Here is a 21,938-nt window from a genome sequence, read left to right on the forward strand (position 1 = left end):
TCGTTTAGTTCACTGGCCGGAGCCGCAGCCCCTGCATGCCGCCGTCGACCGCGAGCGAGGTGCCGGTCGTCGCGCCGGCCTCGGGCCCGGCCAGGTAGGCGATCGCCGCGGCCACCTCCTGCGCGCTGACCAGGCGGCCCATCGGCTGCCTGGCGTTCAGCGCCTGCCTCTCCGCCACCGGGTCGTCGGCGGCGTCGAGCAGCCGGCCGACCCACGGAGTGTCCGCTGTGCCGGGATTGACGCAGTTGACCCTGATGCCCTCCCGTACGTGATCCGCCGCCATCGCCAGCGTGAGCGACAGCACCGCGCCCTTGGTCGCGCTGTAGAGCGCCCGGTTCGGCAGGCCCGCGGTGGCCGCGATCGAGCACGTGTTGACCACCGCCGCGTGCTCCGACTGCCTGAGGTACGGCAACGCCGCCCGGGTTACGCGGACCATGCCGAACACGTTGACGTCGAACGCCTTCTGCCACTCGCTGTCGGGGTTGTCGGCGACCGTACCCTGTGCCCCGATGCCCGCGTTGTTGACCACGATGTCGATGCCGCCGAGCCGCTCGGCCGCTTCGGCCACGGCCGCGCGTACGCCGGCGTCGTCCGTGACGTCCACCTTGATGCCGATGAACGGGTCACCGGGCGGGTTGATGTCGAAACAGGCCACCTTCATGCCGCGCTCGGCGAGCAACGTGGCCGTGGCGAGGCCGATACCGGCGCCGCCGCCCGTGACAATCGCTTTGAGACTCATGCGTCCCTCCAGACCTCGCCGCCGGGGAAAGTGTGGGCGGCGATCGATTCGGGGTGCATCGCCGCGCTGAAGCCCGGCGCGCTGGGGGCGGCGTACCGGCCGCCTTCGATGACCACGGGGTCGACGAAATGCTCGTGCAGGTGGTCGACGTACTCGATCACCCGGTTGTCCATCGTGCCGGTCACGGCCACGTAGTCGAACATCGACAGGTGCTGCACCAGCTCGCACAGCCCCACGCCGCCGGCGTGCGGGCAGACGGGGATGCCGAACCTGGCCGCGAGCAGCAGGATCGCGATGTTTTCGTTAACACCGCCGACCCGAGCAGAATCCAGTTGCAGGTACGAGATCGCGCCGGCTTGCAGGAGCTGCTTGAACACGATCCGGTTCTGCACGTGCTCGCCGGTGGCCACCGGGATGGGCTTGATGCCCGCGGCGATGGCGGCGTGGCCGAGCACGTCGTCGGGGCTGGTCGGCTCCTCCACCCAGTGCGGGTTGAACTGCCGCAGAGCGTTCACCCAGTCGATGGCCGCGCCCACGTCCCAGCGCTGGTTGGCGTCGATCGCGATGGGGAAGTCGGCCCCGCACACCTCGCGAGCCACCCGGAAACGTCGGATGTCGTCGTCGAGATCGGCGCCCACTTTGAGCTTGATCTGGCCGAAGCCGGCGTCGAGCGCCTCCTTGCACAGCCGGCGCAACTTGTCGTCGTCGTAGCCGAGCCAGCCCGGGGAGGTGGTGTAGGCGGGGTACCCCTCGCGCTTGATGTCCTCGACCCGCTGCCCCTTCCCCTTTTCCGCCTTTTTCAGGATTTCTAGGGCCTGTTCAGGCGTCAGGGCGTCGCTCAGGTACCGGAAGTCGATGAGATCGACGATCTCCTCGGGGGTCATCTCGGACAGCAGCAGCCAAAGCGGCTTGCCCGCCCGCTTCGCCTTCAGATCCCACAGCGCGTTGACCACGGCGGAGATCGCCATGTGCATGACGCCCTTCTCGGGGCCCAGCCAGCGCAGCTGCGAGTCGTACACCATCTCCTTGTAGAGAGCGCCCAGGTCCTCGACGTCCTTGCCGATCACATAGGACTCGAGGGCGCTGATCGCCGCGGTCTGCACGTCGTTGCCGCGCCCGATGGTGAACGCGAACCCGTGCCCCTCGTAGCCGTCATCGGTCTTGAGAACCACGTAGGCGGCGGAGTAGTCGGGGTCGGGGTTCATGGCGTCGGAGCCGTCAAGCTCGCGGGAGGTGGGGAAACGGATGTCGTGCGTCTCCAACTCCACGATCCGGTAGCTCTTTTGTCCGTCGAGAGTCGTCATGCCTGGCCCACCGTCTGGCGCTGGCGGCCGAGTCCCTCGATCTCCAGCTCCATCACGTCACCCGCGCGCAGGTACGGCTGGCCGGGCATCCCCATGGCGACCCCGGCCGGAGTGCCGGTGTTGATCACATCACCCGGATCGAGCACCATGAACTGGCTCAGATACCGGACGATCTCCGCCACATCGAAGATCATGTTCTTGGTGACGCCGTCCTGGCGCACCTCGCCGTTCACCGACAGCCGCATGGTCAGGTTCTGCGGATCGGCCACCTCGTCGGCGGTCACCAGCCAAGGCCCGAGCGGATTGAACGTCTCGCACGACTTGCCCTTGTCCCACTGGCCACCCCGCTCCAGCTGGAACTCCCGCTCAGAGACATCGTTGGCCACCGCGTACCCCGCGATGACGCCGAGCGCCTCCTCCCGGCTGCCCAGGTAGCGGGCCCGCTTACCGATGATGACGGCCAGCTCCACCTCCCAGTCGGTCTTCAGACTGTTCCGCGGTACGAGCACCTCGTCGTAGGGGCCGACCATGGTGTTGGCGGCCTTCATGAACACGACCGGCTCCGCCGGAACCTCCGCGCCGGACTCGGCCGCGTGGTCGCTGTAGTTCAGCCCGATACAGACGATCTTGCCTGGTCGCGCGACCGGAGCTCCGATGCGCAGCCCCTCGGCCGCGATCACGGGCAGCGCATCACGCTCGAGCGCGTCGCGGACGCGCGCCACTCCCCCGGAAGCGAGGAAAGCCCCATCGATCTCGGGCTCTCCGATGTCGCGCAGGTTACCGGCGCCGTCCATCACCACCGGACGCTCCTGGCCGACAGGTCCTACTCGCAGCAGCTTCACACCGCATCCTTAAGTTATACATCGGATGTATCTAGCATGATGCTGGTCGGCCTGAGTAGGGCCTGTCAAGCCTCCACGCGCGATACATCGGATCCATAGGGGTCGAGAGTGGCGCTGAAGTCGCATTACAAACGGTTGCAGTGACCAGCTTCGCCCAATCTTCGCATGAAGGGCCACCGAGTGGCCGTCACATACATCGGATGGCCCCCGTTCCCCATACCGGACTCCTTTCACCTGCGTAACGGGTGGATCCTCGGAGGTCTAGCATAAATTGCCGGGCGAACCGGGGCTCACCCACCTCGCAGCCTTCCCCATCCGCCTCAACCACAAGCCCCACTTAACGGGTAAACCTCCAGCAAAGCCCCTCAAACACCCGATGAATCCCCACAATGCCCCACGTACAACACCATCCCCCATCCCTCACGACCAGCCCTCCGCCCCTTCTACCCTCACCCTCCCAACCCAGCGACGCCACCAACCACACCAACCCCAAAACCGAGGACTGTCCGGCAAACGGTTGGAACCGCAGCCCGGCAGGGCGTAGGCGCGAGCGCGGTTATAGCTCGTTTTCTTGCCGGGCTTCTTGCCGGGCGGCGATCAGCCTCGCGCTTGGGGCCAGGCGGCCAGTGCCAGTTCCGCGGTTTCGGTGAGCTCTGCGGCCGTGGCGCCGTCGCGGGCCCGCTGTGACATGCCCTGGATGATCGCGGCAAAGTAGGCGGCCAAGGCGCGAGGGTTGGCCGCGGCGGATAGCTCGCCTTGCCGCTGCGCGGTCGTCAGGCGGGTTTCGAAGGCGGCCAGGTTCGCGTTGCGGAGGTCGCTCAGGAATGCCGAGATGTCGGCGTCCTGGACCGTGACGTTGGTGGCGGCGCTGATGGTCAGGCAGCCGGCCGGGTGGGAGGGGTCGGGATAGACGGCGGCCGCCTCGCGAAGGATGCGACGGAACGCGCCGCGGGCTGTGCGCTCCTCTTCCAGGGCGGTGCCGATGAACGCACCGACGGGAGAGCGCCCGTAGGCGTGGACGACCTCTTTGAACAGGGATTTCTTATCCCCGAACGCCGCATACAGGCTGCCGGGTTTGATGTCCATCGCCCGGGTCAGCTCGCCGATGGTGGTGGCCTCGTAACCGTGCTCCCAGAACAGTCGCGTCGCGGCTGCCAGGGCCGTCGTGCGGTCGAACGCCGGTGGCCGTCCGCGCTTCACGCCTGGTCCATTCATGCCCCTGATTTTAGAGCGAGCACTCAAGAAAGCGTGCTACGTTCACTTCTTGAGTCATCGCTCAAGAAATAGGAAGGCGGTCAACAGCCATGGCAGCAGGAGCACTTGAGGGCAAGGTCGCGCTGGTCACGGGTGGCAGCCGAGGCATCGGCCGGGCCATCGCCGAACGACTCGCCCGGGACGGTGCCGCCGTCGGCGTCGCCTACGCCCGGGACGAGACGGCGGCCGGCGAGACCGTCGAGCGAATCCGGAAGAACGGCGGGCTGGCCTTCGCACTCCGCGCCGAGCTGGGACGGCACGGCGACGCGAGGCGCCTCTGGGCTGCCTTCGACGCCGCGGGCGAAGACCACGCGTCCGACGGGAAGCTCGACATCATCGTCAACAATGCCGGCATAGGGCGCAGCGCGGCGCTGGCCTCGTTGACCGAGGACGGCTTCGACGAGATCTTCGCCGTGAACGTGCGTGCGCCGTTCTTCATCGTGCAGCAGGGGCTGTCGCGCCTGCGTGACGGAGGCCGGATCATCAACATCTCCAGCGGTGCGGCCCGCCTGGCCATGCCGGAGATCATCGCCTACGGCGCCACCAAGGGCGCACTGGACACCTTCACCCTCAACCTCGCCAAGGAGCTGGGCCCAAGGGGCATCACGGTCAACTCGGTGGCTCCCGGGATCATCGACACGGATGTCAATGCGGCCTGGCTGCGGGGCAATCCGCAGGCCGAGGCACATGCGGCCGCCCTGGCCGCCCTCGGCCGGGTCGGGCAACCGGAAGACGTGGCCGACATCGTGGCCTTCCTCGCCTCCAACGACGCGCGCTGGGTGACAGGCCGGGTCATCGACGCGACGGGAGGCGCCGGGCTGTGAACTGAGAGAGAGCTGAGAGGGCAGGAGCTGGGCCGCTGGACGGAGGGGCGGGCAGGTTGGCATGATCATGGACGAGCAGACAAGATGAGTCTGCCTCAGGCATGGCACAGCCAGCTTGGCAGCGTCGGCGGGCCAGGATGACGGGGATCGGGATGATGGCGGAGCGGGCGGTTGACTGAGGCAGCGGGGCGTAATAGAACACGTTTCAATAAGGCGCTTAACCAAGCGCTTGATCACTCCACAGGCCCGAGGTGAGCTCGAGTGCATATTGACCTCGTCGACCAGGACCGTTACGCGACCTCCGGCCCGCCGCACGAGCAGTTGCGCTGGCTGCGCGACAACGATCCCGTACACCGGCACGAGGGCGAGCCCGACTTCTGGGCCGTCACCCGATATGACGATGTCGTACAGGTGTCTCGGCGCTCGGACCTCTTCTCCTCGTCCAGGAAACTGGCACTGTTCGACGAGGTCACCGAGGAGCAGCGGGCGCTGCAGCGGCTGATGATGCTCAACCAGGACCCGCCGGAGCACACGCGGCGGCGGTCGCTGGTCAACCGGGGGTTCACGCCGCGCACGATTGGAGCGCTCGAACAGCACATCCGGGATATCTGCGACGACCTTCTCGACAAGTGCTCGGGCGAGGCGGACTTCGTCACCGAGGTGGCGGCTCCGCTGCCGCTCTACGTGATCTGCGAACTGCTCGGCGCCCCGGTCGAGGACCGGGACAAGATCTTCAACTGGTCGAACCGCATGATCGGCGCCCAGGACCCCGACTACGCCACCTCGGAGGACCAGGGCGGCGATGCGGCCATGGAGGTGTACGCGTACGCCAACCAACTGGCCGCACAGCGCAAGGCGAACCCGCGCGACGACATCGTCACCAAGCTCATCCAGCCCGACGAGAAGAGCGGCGAGACGCTCGGGGAGGATGAATTCGACCTCTTCGTCCTCTTGCTTGTGGTCGCCGGCAACGAGACCACCCGCAACGCGGCCTCCGGCGGAATGCTCGCCCTCTTCGAGCACCCCGAGCAGTGGCAGCGCCTGGTCGCGGACCCCACGCTGGCGGGCACGGCGTCCGACGAGATCGTCCGGTGGGTGTCGCCGGTGAACCTGTTCCGGCGCACGGCCACGGCGGACACGGTGCTGGGTGGCCAGCAGATCCGCGAGGACGACAAGGTCGTGGTCTTCTACTCGTCAGCGAATCGGGACACCTCCGTTTTCCCGGATGCCGAGGTCTTCGACATCGGCCGCAACCCGAACCCGCACATCGGTTTCGGCGGCGGTGGGGCACACTTCTGCCTGGGCAATCACCTGGCGAAGCTGGAGCTGCGGGTGCTGTTCGAGCAACTGGCCCGGCGGTATCCACGGCTGCGGCAAACGGGAGAGGCACGGCGCCTACGGTCGAACTTCATCAACGGCATCAAGGAACTACCGGTCGTCATGGACTGATCGCCGGCCAGCCGGCCCCTTCGGCGGCTGGCCGCCATGGGTGATCGCGAGCCGGCCAGCCCGTAGGACGCTGGCTGGCTCATACTTCAGCTGACATAACCAAGATCAGCGGTTTGCGCAACTCCCCCGGCAGTCGGTCCATCAGCAAGATCGCGGTCTACGACTGGGGCACCAAGTCGCGCTGATACCAACTGCCTGGCTTGCCGCCGAGGTCGGCCGAATCAGCCGGGCCGATCAGGACGAACCCGGCTTTGGTCAGCACCTTCTGGGACGCGGCATTCTTGTGGGCGGCGGCCGCCCGTAGTGTGCGCAGCCCATGCCGCGACGCCGCCAGCCGGCACAGTTCCCGAACGGTCGCGGTCGCCACGCCGCGGCCGGCGACGTGCTGCGCCACCCGGTAGCCAAGGTTCGCGATGCGATCCTCGATGTCGATCAGGTTGAACCTGCCGAGCACCGAGCCGTCCTCGGCGATGAGTACGTAGAAAGCACAGATGCCGGCCTCCTGCTCAGCCAGCAAGGCGTTGTACCGGTCGGTGAACTGGTCGAAGAAGTCGTCACCGCGATCAGAGATCGAGGCGGCGAAGTAGGCGCGGTTCGCCAGCTCGAAGGCCAGGACCGCCGGGGCATGACCAGCACGCAGTTGCTTCAGCTCGGGCACTGCCCGACTCTACCCAGAGGGCTCGCCGAGATCGCCTGCGTTTCCGGCCAGCGGCAGCGTCAGAAGCGGAAGCGCACGATGCGGGTGGACCGCTTCATGCCCGGCAGCAGGTTCAGGAGGCGGTACATGCGGCGTACACCCGCGGGTGCCTTGGCCATCAGCACCGGTGCGTCGAACATCGGCGCCTCGTCGACGTATTCGAGCCGCGGGTGCCAGTCGGCCGGCTCTGCCGGGTCGTTGAAGCCGCAGTGGAACTGGGCGCCGTATTTGCGCAGCGTGGGATCCCATTTCGAGGTGCGCCACGCCCAGACAGGCACCGTGTCGAACTGTATCTGGCCGGTAGGGAAGGCATCGATGACGCTGGTCAGCAGCCGCCGGAGGTCAGTCTCGGTGAGGTAGGGCACCAGCCCCTCGGCGATCATCAGCACTGGCCGCCCCCGGGGGATGCGTTCCAGCCAGGCCAGGTCGGTGACGCTGGAGTCGATCAATGTGTAGTGCTCGCGCGGCGGCAGGAATTGTCGCCGCAGTTCGATGACGGAGGGGTAGTCCAGGTCGTACCAGTCGACGGTGGCGGGCGGGTCGATCCGGTACACCCGGGCATCGAGACCGCAGCCCAGGTGCAGCACCACCGCGTCGGGGTGATCGGCGAGGAAGCCTCGGGCCCAGTCGTCGTGGGCCTTGGCGCGCACCACGGCGGCGAGGCCCATCTGGCTGGTGCCGAATCTGCGGCTGTCGTAGCCGGGGTCGAGGCGGCGCATCGCCTGCTCGGCGTATTCGTCGCCAAGAATCGGATCCGACAGTCGGTTGTCCAGTGCTTTGGCCTTCAGGACCGGACTGAGAGTCTTCTGCACTCCGACGAGTTCAGATTCTTTCATGACAACTACACTAAACTTATTTCAAGAATTTCGTGAAGACTGTGAATGATTTCAACCTGGCTTGGCCGGGAGTGCAGAACTCGAACGCGCCATGGCGTAAGCCCGGCAGGGTCGCACGCTGTCACACGACTAATTTCCTGGTTGCGGCAACACCGAGTCCGGGAACCGGTGGTCAGCTCGGGATTGCGCTGCCCCCGCAGCCTCTGTCGATCCGGCCCGTCTCGAAATACCGCACCACCTCGGCGGCGCACTCGGGTACCCGGGTGGTCGAGACGTGCACGTCGTCGGCGACCGTGTAGACGGTGCCGCCGATGGCGCGCCGCGTCTGCAACGTCCAGTCGTAGACGGACATGAACTCGTACAGGTGCCCCGCCAGTACCAGCGACCCGCTGCTCCGCTTCAACGTGGCCTCCTGCACCGGCAGCGGCCAGCCGGCACACATGACACCCAGTCCCCAGGACCGGCCGGTCGCCGGATGACGCTTCACGAGCTCCTGGTAGGCACGCCAGGCGGTGTCGAAACCGGCCCGGCTGCTGTCCTCGTTGCAGGCGACCGCCCAGTTCATGGTCATGTTCAGCATTTCGGGTGCGCCGGGCACGGGCGTACCCATCATCTGACCGCCGCTGAGCATCTCCTTGACGGTGGGCGGGGCGGTGGTGCCCGTCGCTGTGCGCAGTTCGGCCAGCGCCTTGCCCGCGCGTGCCCACTCGGTCGAGTTGCGCTTGGCCAGGTCGGCGACTGCCGAGCCGTCGATGGGCCGCGGCAGGTCGGTGTACGTCTTGGGGCTCTTGTCATAATCGCGCACCAGCTTGGCCACCTGCTCGCGCACCTGCCGGGCGGTAGCACCGAGACCATAGGTCTCATCGCGGCGGCTCAGCCAGGCGGCCATGCGCCCGAAGTCACGCTCAGCCGCCTCCGCGCTGTCCTTGACGTGCTCGTCGAAACGGGTCCACGGTGGCGCCACGCTGTCCAGGAAGGCCCGTGCAGTGTGCTCGGGGAACAGGCTGCGGTACACCATGCCCAGATAGGTGCCCCAGGAGAAGCCGAGCAGGCTGAGCTTGCGCTCACCCAGCGCGGCCCGCACCAGGTCCAGGTCCTTGGCCACGTTGCCGGTGGTGAGCTGACCGAGGAAGGCGGCGTCGGAGCGTCCGCACTTCTGGTTGGCGGCCACCTGGCCGTCGTAGATCTTCCTGGCCGCCTCCTTGGTCAGCGCGCCCGGCTCCTGCGGGCCTCCTGGCAGGGTGGGGCAGGCGACCTTGGTGCTGTACCCGACCCCGCGCGGATCGAAGCCGATGATGTCGTATCGCTCGTTGAGCTTGGCCATCTCCTCGTTCCTGAGCGCGGCCCGCAGAATCGGGTCCAGGTATCCGCTGTTGCCCGGCCCTCCTGGCAGGACGGCGGTCGCGCCGAGCCGGTGTGCCTTGTCGGTGGCGGCCAGCCGGGTCACCGCGATGTCGATCTTCCGCCCGCCGGGGTCGCGGTGGTCCAGCGGGACACTGACCGTCCCGCACTCCAGGCGCTTCATCAGCGTCCGGAAGGCCGGAACCTGCTCCTGCGTCACGCGCAGGCTCTGGATCACCTCATCGGAGTAGTCCGGGCAGGATTTCCATTGAACGGACGATACGCCGGAGCTCGGGCTGGGGTTCGCGGTGACGCTCGCGCTCGGGTCGGCCTCCGTGGCGGCGCCTGCCGCGGAAGGATGCGCCACCAGCCCCGCCAGCGCCAGTGCCATTGCCGTCAGTGATCTTCGGTACGTCATGCGGACCAGTTGTAACGCAGCGGTTGTTTCCTTCCTGTTTCCAGGAAAACGGCCGCCGGGCCGCAGGCTCTTCGGCACCGCCCCACGGCCGCCCTGACAACATCACCTCATGCTGTACGAACAGGAACTCGGCGAGCAGGCAGTCACCAACCGACGATCACGCGTCGTGACCGATAACCGGAGGCCGAGTTTTCCGATGTCCGCTAAATGTCCGGCGGCTGTCCTGGCCTCCGCATTATCGGATGCTGGAAGGTCATGAGTAGCGGCGCCTGAGTGTTATCTCAGAGCATCGCAATTCCGACCGGACGACCCATGGAGGTTTCTATGGAAACGCGATCGAAGTCCCGCCGCACCGTTCGCCGGCGCATTATCGGCGCAGCCCTCGGCGTACTGTTCGCCGGCACGATCGCGACCGTCGGCGCGTCACCCGCGCTGGCCGAAGGCGATGGCTGGATGTGGATCGGCGTAAGTGCCGACAACCGCGTAGACGTCCAGCAGAACTCCGGCAATAACGGGAAGTATCACATAGACATCTGGTACGCCTCGAACGGTGCGCGGTACGGCGGAACCGGTGACTACCAATACTCAGGCGGCACCAGGGGACAAAAGTTTGGCACGCATGCGTCCGTCGCCGGTAAGCGGCTCTGCGCCAAGCTCTGGTATTACAACCCTAATACCGCAGACTGGGAATCTCACGGCTCCCCCTGCCACACTTATTGATACCAGTGGCTGCATAGCAAATGGGTTGCCCTGGCAACCTGAAACGGGCCTGCCGGCGTACCCTCGGACACGCTGGCAGGCCGCCCTTTTCTTACCAACGACGGCAAATCCGCCAAGGCCGCTCGGGAATTGGGACATGCAGTCGATACTGGGCAGGTGCGTTTCGAAAGGCGTGAGGCCCTTGCGGACGCAGTCGAAGGCCGTGCGGGCGCCTGGCCGTGCGGGTCAACCGGCTGTGCGGGAGGAGTCGTCGTAGGCGGTCAGGACCGTGTCGGCGTGGCGGAAGGCCCAGTCGCCTAGAGCACGGATCGGCACCAGCAGATCCTTGCCCGCTTGGGTCAACTCGTACTCCACCCGCGGCGGGGCTTCGGCATAGCGTCGGCGTTCGACCAGGCCACAGCGTTCCATGCGACGCAGTGTCTGGGTGAGCACCTTCTGACTGATGCCGCCGATCTCCTGGCGGAGCCGGCCGGGGCGCATGGGCCCCTCCTTGAGGGCGAATACCACCACCGGCAGCCAGGCATGGGCGAACAGGTCCACGGCCAGACGGGCCGGGCAGTCGGCGATGAAGTCGCCGAAGGGCTCAAACGGGGAATCGTCGTGGTGGTCCACATGCGCCAGTCTCCCGCATCCGTTGAACACCTGGAGGTACCTATCGGCGCGGCTACCGTCTTCGCCGGAAGCTGCAGTCCAGGCGAGGAAGAGGGAATGACATGCGTATTGGCATACTTGGGGCGGGGCAGATGGCCGAGGCGCTGGGATCGGGCTGGGCGCGGACTGGGCACGAGGTGATGGTCGGCGCACGGTCGCAGGAGAAGGCGCGCAAGGTGGCCGAGGCGATCGGGGCGGGCGCCTGCGGCGGTGACCTGCGGGCCGCCGCGGAGCACGGCGAGGCGTTGCTGCTGGCCGTACCGGCCTTGTCGGTGGACGGGATTCTCGCCGAGATCGGCGCGGCGGACGGCGCGTTGGCCGGGCGGACGCTGATCGACTGCACCAACGCCTACGAGCCTGACGCGTTCACCAACGCGCCGAACTCGTTCTTACTGGCCGACGACGCGGTGTCCGAGCGGGTGGCCAGGCTGGCCACTGGGGCGGGGATTGTCAAGGCGTTCAACCTGTGCGCCGCGGAGGTCTGGACCTCCCACGCAGGGCGCGGGCTGGGGGTGCCGCTGTGCGGCGACGATGAGCGGGCTGTGGAGGTGGTCGCCGGTCTGGTGAGCGATCTGGGGTTCGAGCCGGTACGGGCAGGTGGGCTGAGGCGGGCGCGATATCTGGAAGCCGTGAGTGTGTTCGTGGTCGGCTTGTGGTTCGCCGGGTACGACGCCCGCCAGATGCTGCCGCCCCTTCAGGAGGCCTTCGCCCATTCTGACGCCTGACATCGATCCGTTCATGGGTTTTAAGAGCCCTCATGACTCCCAGGTAAGGGCTCTACCGGTAGCTGGCCCAAGAACGTCGCCTTCTCCTGATCGCTCATGGGTGTGGCTTGCCTGGAGGGAACGAGGGGCACCCCCTTGGATGAGTCCCAGTCTTGGGGTGCGGCATGAATCCTTTAATGGGGTTCGCGCCTCTTATACCTGTACCGACAACCGCGTCGGGACAGGTTCAGGAGGTTGTCATGCTCGTAGGTATCGTCGTCGTGGCGGCCGTGCTCTTGTGCACGTGCACCGTCGTAGTGCTGCGTAGGCGGAGTCGTTCGCGTGGCTGAGGTGAGCTGGCCGGTTGAGCAACTGGTCGTCGCCGCGCGGGATGGCGACGTCGAGTCGATCGCCGCGTTGGTGTCCGGCACGCACCCGCACGTGCAGCGATTCGCCCACTTGATGTGTGCCTCGCCGGAAGATGCGGAAGACGCCGCGCAGGAGGCGTTGATCATTCTGTACCGCAAGATCGGGACGTTGCGGGCGTCCGGTGCGCTGGCGTCGTGGATGTTTCGCATCGTCCGCAACGAGTGCCTGCGGCGATCGCGGTTACTGGTGCGACGCCACGAACCGGTCGTGGACGTCACCGTGTGGTCGGCCGAAGAGGAGGTGCTGCAGCGGCTGGAAGCCGACCGGGTAGCGGCGGCGATCGCTTCTCTGCCCGCTGATCAGCGGCGCGTTTTGATCATGCGCGATGTTCTGGGCTATCGCGGACGGGCGGTCGCCGATGCGCTCGGCCTCAGCACCGCCGCGATGAAATCGCGCTTGCATCGCGCCCGCGCCACGGTGCACCACACGCTGCAGGGCACACCTGGCACAGCCATGGGAGACAACGATGACTGACGATCACAGCTTTGCCAGCGCCTCTCTGCCACGACACCTGGTGCGCGGCGTGATCGGGTTCGGCGCGCTGGTCGGTTCGGTCGCCCTGATTCCGGTGGTCGGACTGGGTGGCTTGCTGCTCGCGCCGGCTGGTCTGCTCGCCCTGCGAGGGTGTCCGACCTGCTGGGCCATCGGTTTGATACAGACCATCTCGATGGGCCGGGTGCGGCGCTCCTGCGTAGATGGCCGGTGTGAACTGACCCTGGCCCCCTCTCCTGGATCGCACCCCGCCGACGACAGCTCGTAAACCGATGCCGCAGATCTACTTGTCCGGTCTCGGAAATCGTGTCGGTGGTTCCCGGCACCTCTACCGGATTGCCACGTGCGCCGTGTCAGGGAGTCGGGAGAAAACGCCTGATACCCGGGGGCGCAACCTCCGGATTTTCGGTGCTCCACCACAGCTCGCCGTCGACCGTCAGGTACGGCACCCAGTAACGCACCGGGGCACCCGCGGCGAGCGCGTCGGCCACCTCGGTGAGGTAGGCGCCGAGCGTGGGCCAGGCAGCGTCGAAGTCGCCGAGGCCGTCGTGCGTGGTCCAGCCGACCCGGCCGTACCCGGGCCCGGGCCGCAGGTCGATCACCTGCGCATCGCCGTCCGCGGCGGCAAACGGCACCCATCGCTCGTGCCACCATGGCTCGGCGCCCGGCTGGTGCGGGGTGAACCCGTCGACGCTCGCGGCGACGTCCATGCACATGCGCCAGTGGTCGACGATGCCGGCGGTCGACAGCGGCGGCCCTTCGGGCAGGATGTTCGCCCAAATGCGTTGGCCGTCGTGGCGGCTCAGCGACTCGACGAGCTCAGGCGGGAAGGCGAGTCCCAGCGCGGCTTCGGCGGCGGCGACGTCGGCCGGGTCGGCGGGTGGAGCCAGCGCGGCCGCGCTGGCGGGGGTATGCCGCGCCAGCCACTCCTCGATCCGCGCCCACGCTTCCGTCACCATGACCACACACCCTAACCTCGCTCGTCCCAAGTGCAGCACCCCCACCGCACACAACGGACGACGAGACTTCCGAAATGGTCTGGTACGGGTGGCCTCACCCGTACCAGGTAACCGTCGTCGTCTGCGGGCGGCTCTGATGCGGGCGAGGATGCGGGTCGTCTGCCGGGCGCCTGGTTGCCAGCCCTGCTGGATGAGGGTGTCGGCCACCTGATGGAGGAGGTCGGCGGTCTGACCGGGGATGACGTCTCGACGGACGACAATGACCCGCCAGCCGAGTGCGCGTAGCTCTGTGCGGCGCTGCTCGTCGCGGAGTTGGTCGGCGGCCGACGTGTGGTGTCGCTGACCGTCGTACTCGACCGCCACCTGGAACTCCGGCCAGCCGAGATCGAGATAGGCGAAGCGGTCCTCCGCCAGGGTTACCCGGATCTGGGTGCTGGGCTTGGGGAGGCCGTTGTCCACGAGGATCACGCGCAGCCAGCTCTCCCGGGGCGAGCCGGCACCCCGGTCGGCGAGGCTGAGCGTGTCACGTAGGTGCCATGAGGTGGACTGGTGCCAGAGGGCCTCCAGGTCCACTCCGTAGCGGAGGAACTGGTCCAGGGCGGCCACGGCCTCCAGGCGGGGAAGCCAGCGGACGCAGTCGAGGGCCGTGCGCTCCCGGGTGGTGAGGCGGACGCCCTTGTGCTCCGTGATGTCATCGGCGGGCAGGGTGGCCACGTGGGTGACGCAGCCGGGGATCGCCAGGTGGCCAGGGGCTATGAGCTCCACCGGCCAGTCGTCTTCGGTGGTGTCGAGGCTCAGCACGTGCAGGCCCCAGATGTGGGCGGCCGTCCGGCGGCACGCGACGGCCTGGGGAATCAGCCGCGTTATGTGCTGGGCACGTTCGAGCAGCGAGAGTTCGTTCACGCCGTTCAGAATGAGGGAGCAGACGATGGGCAAGAGGCGCCGAATCCGATTCTGTGGATGAAGCAGATCATCGACAATTACGGAGCTTTGGGCGGATCTTAGGCGCTAGGAAGAGAATGCGCGCAATGCCGGAAGGACGTCGGCCGCGAGTCGTTCCATCTGCCCCCGGAAGTCCGCCCCCACGGGCATGAGGTTCAACGAGGTGAACCCCAGCCGGAGGAACCCCAGCAACTTCTCCACCACCTCCTCCGACGAACCCGCCACCATCGAGGCCGAGGACGAGGACTCGCCGACCGAAACCGGCACGTTGTAGACGCACTCCACCTCCCGCCCCACCCGCTCAGCGGACTCCAGCACCCGCGAACGCATACCCGCCGCCTCCGAAGGCGGTGCGAACCCCAGTGAAGGGATCCACCCGTCCGCCAGTTCCCCGGTCGCCGCCAGCGCCCGGTTGCCGTACGTCCCCAACCAAATGGGGATTGGACTGACAGGCTTGGGCTCCAGTGAGGCGTCCAGTGTGTGATACCGGCCGCCCTCGTACGTGAACGACGGAGACGACCACAGCCCGCGCATGATGTGGATCGCCTCCACCATCCCGTCGACCTTCTCCCGCGGCGTCGGCACGCCCAGCCCGAAGGCCCGGAACTCCTCGTCCGAATAGCCGCCGCCGAGCCCCAGGATCAGGCGGCCACCCGAGAGCCGGTGCAGCGACTCCGCCATCTTGGCCACCATCGCCGGCGGCCGGTACGGCACCCCGAGGACCCGCGTGGCGACGCGGATCCGCGAGGTGGCGGCGGCGATCCAGGTGAGCAGCGTCCAGATCTCGTACGTCGGCGACGTTCCGCACGGATGGTCGGACGTCGAGACGAAGTCGAACCCCAGCTCCTCGGCCAGCCGCGCGTCCCCGACCGGATCGGCGCCGGGAGCCGCCGAGGCCGAGATGCCCACGCCGAACATCGCACCCGACATTCCACTCGACATCGCGTCCGCCTCCCATCATTTGGTTTACATGGAACCTAAAACCAATGTTGGTTACACGTCAACTAAGTCAGCTAATCTGGGCGGCATGGGTGACCCGCGTTGGTTGGATGAGGCGGAGTTCCGGGCCTGGCTCGGCTACCGCCGGATGCGGCTGCTCCTGGACGCCCAGGTGAGCCGGGATCTCCTGCGCGACTCGGGGTTGTCGGCGCCCGACTACGACGTGCTGTCGTCCCTGTCATCGGCCGAGGGGCGTCGCGGGCGGCTCACCGAGCTGGCCGAGCGGATGTTGTGGTCCAAGAGCAGGCTGTCGCGGCACATCTCACGGATGGAGCAGCGCGGCCTGGTCACCCGTGAGGAGTGTGAGAGCGACGGCCGCGGCGCCGTGATCGTGCTGACCGAGGAGGGAATGCGGGCCATCGAGGTGGCGGCTCCCGATCATGTGGAGTCGGTACGCCGCCACTTCATCGACCTGCTGACGCCGGAGCAGATCGAGGTTCTGGGGGCCGTCGCGGAGACCGTGCTGACCCACCTTGGGGAGAAGAGCGACGGCTAGGACACCCAGATGGGGCTCCAGTTGGGCACCTCGTGGAAGCGGCGCAGTTCGGAGACGCCGGATATGGTGCCGAGCCAGGCCGCGTACGGCGGGCGGTCGAATCCGCTCTGCACCATCGTCAACCGCGTCTTGCCACCGGACTCCGCCAGCTCCCAGGTGCTGACCCCGACGCCGCCCCAGTCGACGGACAGCTTTCGCCCCGGCTCCAGCTCGACGATCTTCGCCGGGTTGGGGTTGTCCGCCAGGCCGCCCATGGCGAAACGGCCGCCGACGTGCGGCTCGATCTCGATCGGGAAGCCGAACCAGCGAGTCACCGACTCCGAGTCGATCAGCGAGTCGAAGACCTTCTCCGCCGAAGCGGCGATCAGCACTTCCGCCCGCAGGTCGGAGGAGGTGAAGTCGGGCTTCGGGGTGAGCGGGCGGCCGTCGAAGTGCTCGGCCAGGTTCGCCAGCATGAGGCACCAGTATGTCTGGATCACCCCGCGGATCGTCGCCTCCGAGAGTGCCTCCTGGAAGTTGAAGTGGGTCTGCGACACCGACACGATGGTCGTCTCGGGCCCGTCCTCCTCCAGGCCGAACTCGACCGTGGTGTCCACGCCGTCCAGCAGCCAGGAGAAGCGCACCGTGTGGTCGTCGACGTGCAGGGGCCGCTGGTGCGGCGCGTCGCCTTCGGGGGTGTGGCGGCCCCAGAACGCATAGCGGTCCGGCAGCTCCACCTCGGCGTGCTCGGCCAGCCAGAGCCGCATCGTCGCGGCGTCGGTCAGCGCGTGGTGCACCTCCTTCACCGGTGCCTGGACGCGGGCGCGGACGGTCATCGGCTCACTCATGTTCATCTCCCTTGGGGTAGCAGGCGACGGCGAGCTTGAAGGCGTCGCCTTCAGCCCCGCCGTACCTCGTGAACAGGTCCTGCAGCATCCCCTGCAGCTCGTGCAGGAACTCCTGACGGTCCTCGGGGCGCACGTGGATCTCCCCCGACAGCCCGATCGACGGCAGCTCCGTCGCGGTCCTGTCGAGGCTCGCGATGTCGGACTGAACCTCCTCCATGAGGTCCAGCAGGTAGCCCAGGCTCAGCTCGTCCCGCACCCTGCGCACGCCGATGTGGCCGACCAGGCGGGGTGACAGCCAGTACGAGCGCGCACCCGCCTGGTAGATGCCCTCGTGGACACCGCGCACCTTGCGCTCCGACACCAGGTCGACCAGGCCGGCGTCCACCAGCCGTTTGACGTGGTAGTAGACGCGTTGTGGCGTCTGACCGAGCCGGGCCGCGACCTCGGTGCAGGTGCGCGGCTCGGCCAGCTGCCGCAGCACCTCGACGCGCTGCGGCTTGAGCAGCGCCTCGGCCTGCTCGATCTGTTCCAGGTACAGGACATCTCTCATCGCAAAAACAATCCTTTATGTAAAACTGTATTTTGTCAATAGGGCGTGCTCGAAGGAGCACCGTCGATCGGGGTGGATGAAGGCCAGGAGGGGGTCAGGGCCAGGGAGGGCGGATCAGGGCCAGGAACTGTCCTGGTCGGGGTCGCCGCCGTTCGACAGCAGGCGCAGGTCGGCTTCGACCATCGTCGCCACCAGCTCGTCGAACGGCATCGTCGGCTCCCAGCCGAGCTGCACCCGGGCCTTCTTCGGGTCCGCGCAGAGCAGGTCGACCTCGGCGGGCCGATGCAGGGCCTGGTCGGTGACGACGTACTGCTCCCAGTCGAGGGAGGCCGCCGCGAAGGCGGCCTCGACCAGCTCGCGGACCGACTTCATGCGCCCGGTGCCGATCACGTAGTCCTCGGGGGTGCCGGCCTGGAGCATGAGGTGCATGGCCCGTACGTAGTCGCCCGCGAAGCCCCAGTCCCGCCTGGCCTCCAGGTTGCCGAGCCGGAGCTCGCTGTCGAGGCCGAGCTTGATGCGCGCCACGCCGAGCGAGACCTTGCGGGTGACGAACTCGGCGCCCCGCCGGGGCGACTCGTGGTTGAACAGGATGCCGGAGACGGCGTACATGCCGTAGGACTCGCGGTAGTTCTGCGTGAGGAAGTGCCCGTACGCCTTGGCCACGCCGTACGGCGAGCGCGGGTGGAAGGCGGTGCGCTCCGTCTGCGGCGTCTCGCTGACCTGCCCGAACATCTCAGAGGACGAAGCCTGATAAAAGCGGATCTGGCCGGAGGCCGCGCTGCCGCGCGACACGCCCGAGCACACCCGGATGGCCTCCAGCATCCGCAGCACGCCCATCCCGGTCACCTCGGCCGTGAGCTCCGCCTGCTCCCACGACATGGGCACGAACGAGATGGCCCCCAGGTTGTAGACCTCGTCGGGCTGAACCCGTTCCACGGCAGAGATCAGCGACCCCTGGTCGAGCAGGTCGCCGCGGACCACCTGGACGTCGGCCAGCAGCTTGCGCAGCCGCGACACGCGCGGGTTGGCCTGGCCTCGCGCCAGGCCCCACACCTCGTATCCCTGACCGAGCAGGTACTCCGCCAAATAGGAACCGTCCTGGCCGGTGATGCCGGTGATCAGAGCGCGCCTGGCCAAGGGGTCCTCCCACTATCACGACCGCGTCCGTTTGGACGGGAATGTACAGCTAAGCGCCTCGATACAGCACCAAAGCCCCCTAGAACACGTTCCACCGAACCGCGCTCGGTCATGCCAACATCGCAGTTCGCACGGCCTTTGGCGGTAGTTGTGAACAATTCCAGGTGACCTACCGAATGGTAGCCTTCTCGGACTAAGGTCATCTTCACGGTACACGCCCATCTCTGGGTGCATACCGGGCTAGAAAGGGGTGTCCGTGAGCGACACGCTGCGGATCGCGCTGCTGTCCTACCGCAGCAAGCCGACCTGTGGTGGCCAGGGCGTCTACCTTCGCCACCTGAGTCGCGAGCTGGTCGCCCTGGGCCATCACGTCGAGGTGTTCTCCGGCCAGCCGTACCCGGAGCTGGATGAGGGCGTGATCCTGCAGAAGGTGCCGAGCCTCGACCTCTACCGCGACGAGGACCCGTTCAGGACGCCGAAGCTGCACGAGTACCGCGACTGGATCGACTGGCTGGAAGTCGGCACCATGTGGACCGCCGGGTTCCCCGAGCCGCTGACGTTCACGCTGCGGGCGCACCGCGCGCTGAAGAAGCGGGTGGGCGACTTCGACGTCGTCCAGGACAACCAGACACTCGGCTACGGCCTGCTCGGCATCCAGAAGCTGTTCCCGGTGGTCGGCACGATCCACCACCCGATCAGCGTGGACCGGCGCATCGAGCTGGAGGCCGCCACCGGCGCCAAGAAGCTGACCATGCGCCGCTGGTACGCCTTCGTGAAGATGCAGGCCAAGGTCGCGCCCCGGCTGAGCCCGATCCTGACCGTCAGCGAGTCGTCGCTGGCCGACATCCACCGCGACTTCAACGTCCCGCAGGCGAACATGCGCCTGATCCCGCTCGGCGTCGACACCCGCTACTTCCACCCGCGCCCGGACAAGCCCCGGCGCAAGGGCTCGATCGTGGCGGTGGCCAGCGCCGACTCCCCCATGAAGGGCGTCGCCACGCTGCTGCGGGCGGTGGCCAAACTGGCCACCGAGCGCGACGTCAACCTCACCGTGGTCAGCAAGCCGACCCCCGGCGGGCCCACCGAGCAGCTCGTACAGGAGCTGTCGCTGCAGGAGCGGGTCCGCTTCGTGCACGGCATCTCCGACGACGAGCTGGGCGAGCTGATCGCCACCTCCGAGGTCTCCGTGGTGCCGTCGCTGTACGAGGGGTTCTCGCTGCCGGCCGTCGAGCACATGGCCTGCGCCACCCCGCTGGTCGCCAGCCGTACCGGGGCGCTGCCCGAGGTGGTGGGGGACGCCGCGATCCAGGTCGCGCCCGGCGACTCCGAGGAGCTGGCCGCGGTGCTGCGCCGCCTGCACGACTCCCCGGAGGAGCGCGAGCGGGTGGGCAAGGCCGGATACGACCGGGTCATGGAGCGTTACACCTGGCGCGTCGTCGCCCAGAGAACCGTCGAGGCGTACCGCGAGGCCATCGCGGCCCGCCGTACCCGCTGACCGAACTTCCGAGGCCCTGACCCAACTTCAAGGAGATCGATAAGTGCTGACGGTGGACTTCGCCCGACTGCCGGTCGGGCCCGGCGTACGCGTGCTCGACCTGGGTTGCGGCGGCGGCCGGCATGCCTTCGAGGTGCTGCGCCGGGGTGCGGACGTGGTCGCCTTCGACATGGACCAGTCCGAGCTGGACAGCGTGGCGGCCATGTTCGTGGCGATGGACAAGGCGGGTGAGGTGCCGCCCGGCGCCGACGCTGAGACCGTCCAGGGTACGGCGCTGGACATGCCGTTCGAGGAGGGCTCCTTCGACCGGGTCATCGCGGCCGAGGTGCTGGAGCACATCCCCGACGACATGGCCGCGATGCGGGAGATCTTCCGGGTGCTCAAGCCCGGCGGCACCGCCGCGATCACCGTGCCGAGCTTCCTGCCCGAGCGGATCTGCTGGGCGCTGGACGAGGACTACCACACGGCCCCCGGCGGACATGTCCGGATTTATACGTTGGCTGAGCTGTCGGCGAAGCTGAAGTCCACCGGCTTCGACATCGGCCCCCACCACCACGCCCACGGGCTGCACGCGCCGTACTGGTGGATCAAGTGCGCGGTCGGCGTCAACAACGACGACCATCCGCTCGCCAAGGCCTACCACGAGCTGCTGGTCTGGGACATCATGAAGCGCCCGCCGCTCACCCGGCTGGCCGAGAACCTGCTCAACCCGCTCATCGGCAAGAGCGTGGTGCTCTACGTCAGGAAGCCCGCCGCGTGATCTCACGCGAGGAGGCCGTACGGACGGCCTTGAGCATCTCGGCGATCCAGAGCGCTGACGGCGGCGTGCCCTGGCCGGAAGGCCACGTGGACGCGTGGAACCACGTCGAGTGCCTGATGGCGATGACCGTGGCGGGCCTGCGCGATCCCGTGGCGCGCGGCTACGACTGGCTGGCCCGGCACCAGCGCGACGACGGCTCGTGGGCGATGAAGCTGGTCGACGGCGTCGCCACCGAGCAGGGCGGCGAGTCGAACCACGCCGCCTACGTCGCGGTGGGCGTCTGGCACCATCACCTGGTGACGGGCGGCCAGGAGTTCACCGAGCTCAGGTGGCCGATGGTCAAGAGGGCGCTCGACTACGTCGTGGGGCTCCAGACCGAACGCGGCGAGGTCGTCTGGGAGCGCGACGCCCAGGGCCGGGCCTCCTCCTACGCGCTGCTCACCGGCTGCTCGTCGATCCACCAGGGGCTGCGCTGCGGCGTCCTGCTGGCCGACCACCTAGGGGACCCGCAGCCGCACTGGGAGCTGGCCGCCGACCGCCTGGCCCACGTGCTGGCCGCGCACCCGGAGGCGTTCGCCGACAAGAGCCGCTACTCCATGGACTGGTACTACCCCGTGCTCGGCGGCGCCGTCCGGGGTCCGGCGGCGGAGGAGCTGCTGGAGCGGGAGTGGGGCACGTTCGTGGTGCCGGGGCTGGGGATCCGGTGCGTGTCGGACCAGCCGTGGGTGACCGGGGCGGAGACGTGCGAGCTGGCGCTGGCCCTCGACGCGCTGGGCGACCGCGACCGGGCCGCCCGGCTGTTCGCCGACGTCCAGCACCTGCGCCATGAGGACGGGTCGTACTGGACGGGCTGGCAGTTCGTCAACCAGCGGCACTTCCCGCACGAGCGGAGCGGATATACGGCCGCGGCGGCGGTGCTCGCGGCGGACGCGTTGTCCGCCTTCTCGCCGGGGGCGGGGATCTTCCGCGACATCAGCGCCCCCTCCGTCTCCCCCGCCGACCCGCACCTGTGTGGATGCACGCCCGCTCGCACGTGATCCTGCCCGGGTACGCAAGGGCTTTTGCGGGTTCTT

Annotated in this window: 23 protein-coding genes; 10 read left to right on the forward strand and 13 right to left on the reverse strand. The window is 67.7% G+C overall.

Annotated elements, in window-relative coordinates; translation table 11 throughout:
* Positions 1–4: 4 nt before the first annotated feature.
* The 4 genes from AB0B61_RS07355 to AB0B61_RS07370 all read right to left on the reverse strand — a co-directional run bounded on the left by AB0B61_RS07355 (position 5) and on the right by AB0B61_RS07370 (position 4,085).
* Positions 5–739, reverse strand: coding sequence for an SDR family oxidoreductase (locus tag AB0B61_RS07355; protein ID WP_357949902.1), 735 nt, complete (start codon positions 737–739; stop codon positions 5–7).
* Complete coding sequence (locus AB0B61_RS07360; RefSeq protein WP_358429174.1) at positions 736–2,043, reverse strand: L-fuconate dehydratase; 1,308 nt, start codon at positions 2,041–2,043, stop codon at positions 736–738. The genes AB0B61_RS07355 and AB0B61_RS07360 overlap by 4 nt, the downstream gene beginning before the upstream one ends.
* Positions 2,040–2,885 carry a fumarylacetoacetate hydrolase family protein gene (locus tag AB0B61_RS07365; protein WP_358429176.1) on the reverse strand — a complete coding sequence of 282 codons (846 nt, stop codon included), beginning with the start codon at positions 2,883–2,885 and terminating at the stop codon, positions 2,040–2,042. Before AB0B61_RS07365 ends, AB0B61_RS07360 begins: the two co-directional genes overlap by 4 nt.
* Before the next feature lie 597 nt (positions 2,886–3,482).
* Entirely contained in the window at positions 3,483–4,085 is a 603-nt protein-coding gene (locus AB0B61_RS07370) for a TetR/AcrR family transcriptional regulator (protein ID WP_357949895.1), read from the reverse strand.
* Between the two features lie 104 nt (positions 4,086–4,189).
* Here AB0B61_RS07370 and AB0B61_RS07375 point away from each other — a divergent pair, with 104 nt between their 5' ends.
* Entirely contained in the window at positions 4,190–4,963 is a 774-nt protein-coding gene (locus AB0B61_RS07375) for an SDR family oxidoreductase (protein ID WP_358429178.1), read from the forward strand.
* A 261-nt stretch (positions 4,964–5,224) separates the two neighbouring features.
* Entirely contained in the window at positions 5,225–6,412 is a 1,188-nt protein-coding gene (locus AB0B61_RS07380) for a cytochrome P450 (RefSeq protein ID WP_358429180.1), read from the forward strand.
* A 157-nt stretch (positions 6,413–6,569) separates the two neighbouring features.
* Here AB0B61_RS07380 and AB0B61_RS07385 read toward each other — a convergent pair whose 3' ends face one another.
* From AB0B61_RS07385 to AB0B61_RS07395, 3 genes are all read right to left on the reverse strand, one after another.
* The gene (locus tag AB0B61_RS07385) at positions 6,570–7,070 is read right to left on the reverse strand and encodes a GNAT family N-acetyltransferase (RefSeq protein ID WP_358429182.1); all 501 of its coding nucleotides are present in this window, start codon (positions 7,068–7,070) and stop codon (positions 6,570–6,572) included.
* A gap of 59 nt (positions 7,071–7,129) precedes the next feature.
* Entirely contained in the window at positions 7,130–7,945 is an 816-nt protein-coding gene (locus AB0B61_RS07390) for a class I SAM-dependent methyltransferase (RefSeq protein WP_358429184.1), read from the reverse strand.
* Positions 7,946–8,117: 172 nt separating this feature from the next.
* Positions 8,118–9,704: an alpha/beta fold hydrolase gene (locus tag AB0B61_RS07395; protein ID WP_358429186.1), complete on the reverse strand. Its 1,587-nt coding sequence runs from the start codon at positions 9,702–9,704 to the stop codon at positions 8,118–8,120.
* Positions 9,705–10,028: 324 nt separating this feature from the next.
* Here AB0B61_RS07395 and AB0B61_RS07400 point away from each other — a divergent pair, with 324 nt between their 5' ends.
* The gene (locus tag AB0B61_RS07400; RefSeq protein WP_358429188.1) at positions 10,029–10,424 is read left to right on the forward strand and encodes a hypothetical protein; all 396 of its coding nucleotides are present in this window, start codon (positions 10,029–10,031) and stop codon (positions 10,422–10,424) included.
* Between the two features lie 225 nt (positions 10,425–10,649).
* Here AB0B61_RS07400 and AB0B61_RS07405 read toward each other — a convergent pair whose 3' ends face one another.
* Positions 10,650–11,036, reverse strand: coding sequence for a helix-turn-helix domain-containing protein (locus tag AB0B61_RS07405; RefSeq protein ID WP_358429190.1), 387 nt, complete (start codon positions 11,034–11,036; stop codon positions 10,650–10,652).
* 101 nt (positions 11,037–11,137) lie between these two features.
* Here AB0B61_RS07405 and AB0B61_RS07410 point away from each other — a divergent pair, with 101 nt between their 5' ends.
* From AB0B61_RS07410 to AB0B61_RS07420, 3 genes are all read left to right on the forward strand, one after another.
* Positions 11,138–11,800 (forward strand): NAD(P)-binding domain-containing protein, encoded by a 663-nt coding sequence (locus tag AB0B61_RS07410; protein ID WP_358429192.1) that lies wholly within the window; start codon positions 11,138–11,140, stop codon positions 11,798–11,800.
* Between the two features lie 321 nt (positions 11,801–12,121).
* Positions 12,122–12,682 carry an RNA polymerase sigma factor gene (locus tag AB0B61_RS07415; protein WP_358429194.1) on the forward strand — a complete coding sequence of 187 codons (561 nt, stop codon included), beginning with the start codon at positions 12,122–12,124 and terminating at the stop codon, positions 12,680–12,682.
* Positions 12,675–12,968 (forward strand): hypothetical protein, encoded by a 294-nt coding sequence (locus AB0B61_RS07420; RefSeq protein ID WP_358429196.1) that lies wholly within the window; start codon positions 12,675–12,677, stop codon positions 12,966–12,968. Before AB0B61_RS07415 ends, AB0B61_RS07420 begins: the two co-directional genes overlap by 8 nt.
* A gap of 85 nt (positions 12,969–13,053) precedes the next feature.
* Here the strand turns inward: AB0B61_RS07420 and AB0B61_RS07425 are convergent, their stop codons facing one another.
* Together AB0B61_RS07425 and AB0B61_RS07430 are read right to left on the reverse strand one after the other, a co-directional pair.
* The gene (locus tag AB0B61_RS07425) at positions 13,054–14,562 is read right to left on the reverse strand and encodes an SMI1/KNR4 family protein (RefSeq protein ID WP_358429198.1); all 1,509 of its coding nucleotides are present in this window, start codon (positions 14,560–14,562) and stop codon (positions 13,054–13,056) included.
* Positions 14,563–14,667: 105 nt separating this feature from the next.
* The gene (locus AB0B61_RS07430) at positions 14,668–15,543 is read right to left on the reverse strand and encodes an LLM class flavin-dependent oxidoreductase (RefSeq protein WP_358429200.1); all 876 of its coding nucleotides are present in this window, start codon (positions 15,541–15,543) and stop codon (positions 14,668–14,670) included.
* A gap of 85 nt (positions 15,544–15,628) precedes the next feature.
* Between AB0B61_RS07430 and AB0B61_RS07435 the strand changes: the two genes are divergently transcribed.
* Positions 15,629–16,096 carry a MarR family transcriptional regulator gene (locus tag AB0B61_RS07435; protein WP_358429202.1) on the forward strand — a complete coding sequence of 156 codons (468 nt, stop codon included), beginning with the start codon at positions 15,629–15,631 and terminating at the stop codon, positions 16,094–16,096.
* Here AB0B61_RS07435 and AB0B61_RS07440 read toward each other — a convergent pair.
* The 3 genes from AB0B61_RS07440 to AB0B61_RS07450 all read right to left on the reverse strand — a co-directional run bounded on the left by AB0B61_RS07440 (position 16,093) and on the right by AB0B61_RS07450 (position 18,610).
* Positions 16,093–16,923, reverse strand: a complete 831-nt coding sequence (locus tag AB0B61_RS07440) for an SRPBCC family protein (RefSeq protein ID WP_358429203.1) — start codon at positions 16,921–16,923, stop codon at positions 16,093–16,095. The two genes, AB0B61_RS07435 and AB0B61_RS07440, sit on opposite strands and share 4 nt — an antisense overlap.
* A complete protein-coding gene (locus AB0B61_RS07445; RefSeq protein WP_358429205.1) occupies positions 16,916–17,473 on the reverse strand; it encodes a helix-turn-helix domain-containing protein in 558 nt (185 codons plus the stop codon). Before AB0B61_RS07445 ends, AB0B61_RS07440 begins: the two co-directional genes overlap by 8 nt.
* Before the next feature lie 114 nt (positions 17,474–17,587).
* Positions 17,588–18,610 (reverse strand): GDP-mannose 4,6-dehydratase, encoded by a 1,023-nt coding sequence (locus tag AB0B61_RS07450; protein ID WP_358429207.1) that lies wholly within the window; start codon positions 18,608–18,610, stop codon positions 17,588–17,590.
* 250 nt (positions 18,611–18,860) lie between these two features.
* On the opposite strand from AB0B61_RS07450, the gene AB0B61_RS07455 reads away from it, so the two are divergent.
* Genes AB0B61_RS07455 through AB0B61_RS07465 form a run of 3 tightly spaced genes read left to right on the forward strand, consistent with a single transcriptional unit; the run spans position 18,861 to position 21,902 of the window.
* Entirely contained in the window at positions 18,861–20,105 is a 1,245-nt protein-coding gene (locus AB0B61_RS07455) for a glycosyltransferase family 4 protein (protein WP_358429209.1), read from the forward strand.
* 43 nt (positions 20,106–20,148) lie between these two features.
* Positions 20,149–20,865, forward strand: a complete 717-nt coding sequence (locus AB0B61_RS07460) for a methyltransferase domain-containing protein (protein ID WP_358429211.1) — start codon at positions 20,149–20,151, stop codon at positions 20,863–20,865.
* Positions 20,862–21,902: a prenyltransferase gene (locus AB0B61_RS07465; protein ID WP_358429213.1), complete on the forward strand. Its 1,041-nt coding sequence runs from the start codon at positions 20,862–20,864 to the stop codon at positions 21,900–21,902. The genes AB0B61_RS07460 and AB0B61_RS07465 overlap by 4 nt, the downstream gene beginning before the upstream one ends.
* Positions 21,903–21,938: the final 36 nt, after the last annotated feature.

Source organism: Nonomuraea sp. NPDC049158, from assembly GCF_040648335.1.
GTDB lineage: Bacteria > Actinomycetota > Actinomycetes > Streptosporangiales > Streptosporangiaceae > Nonomuraea.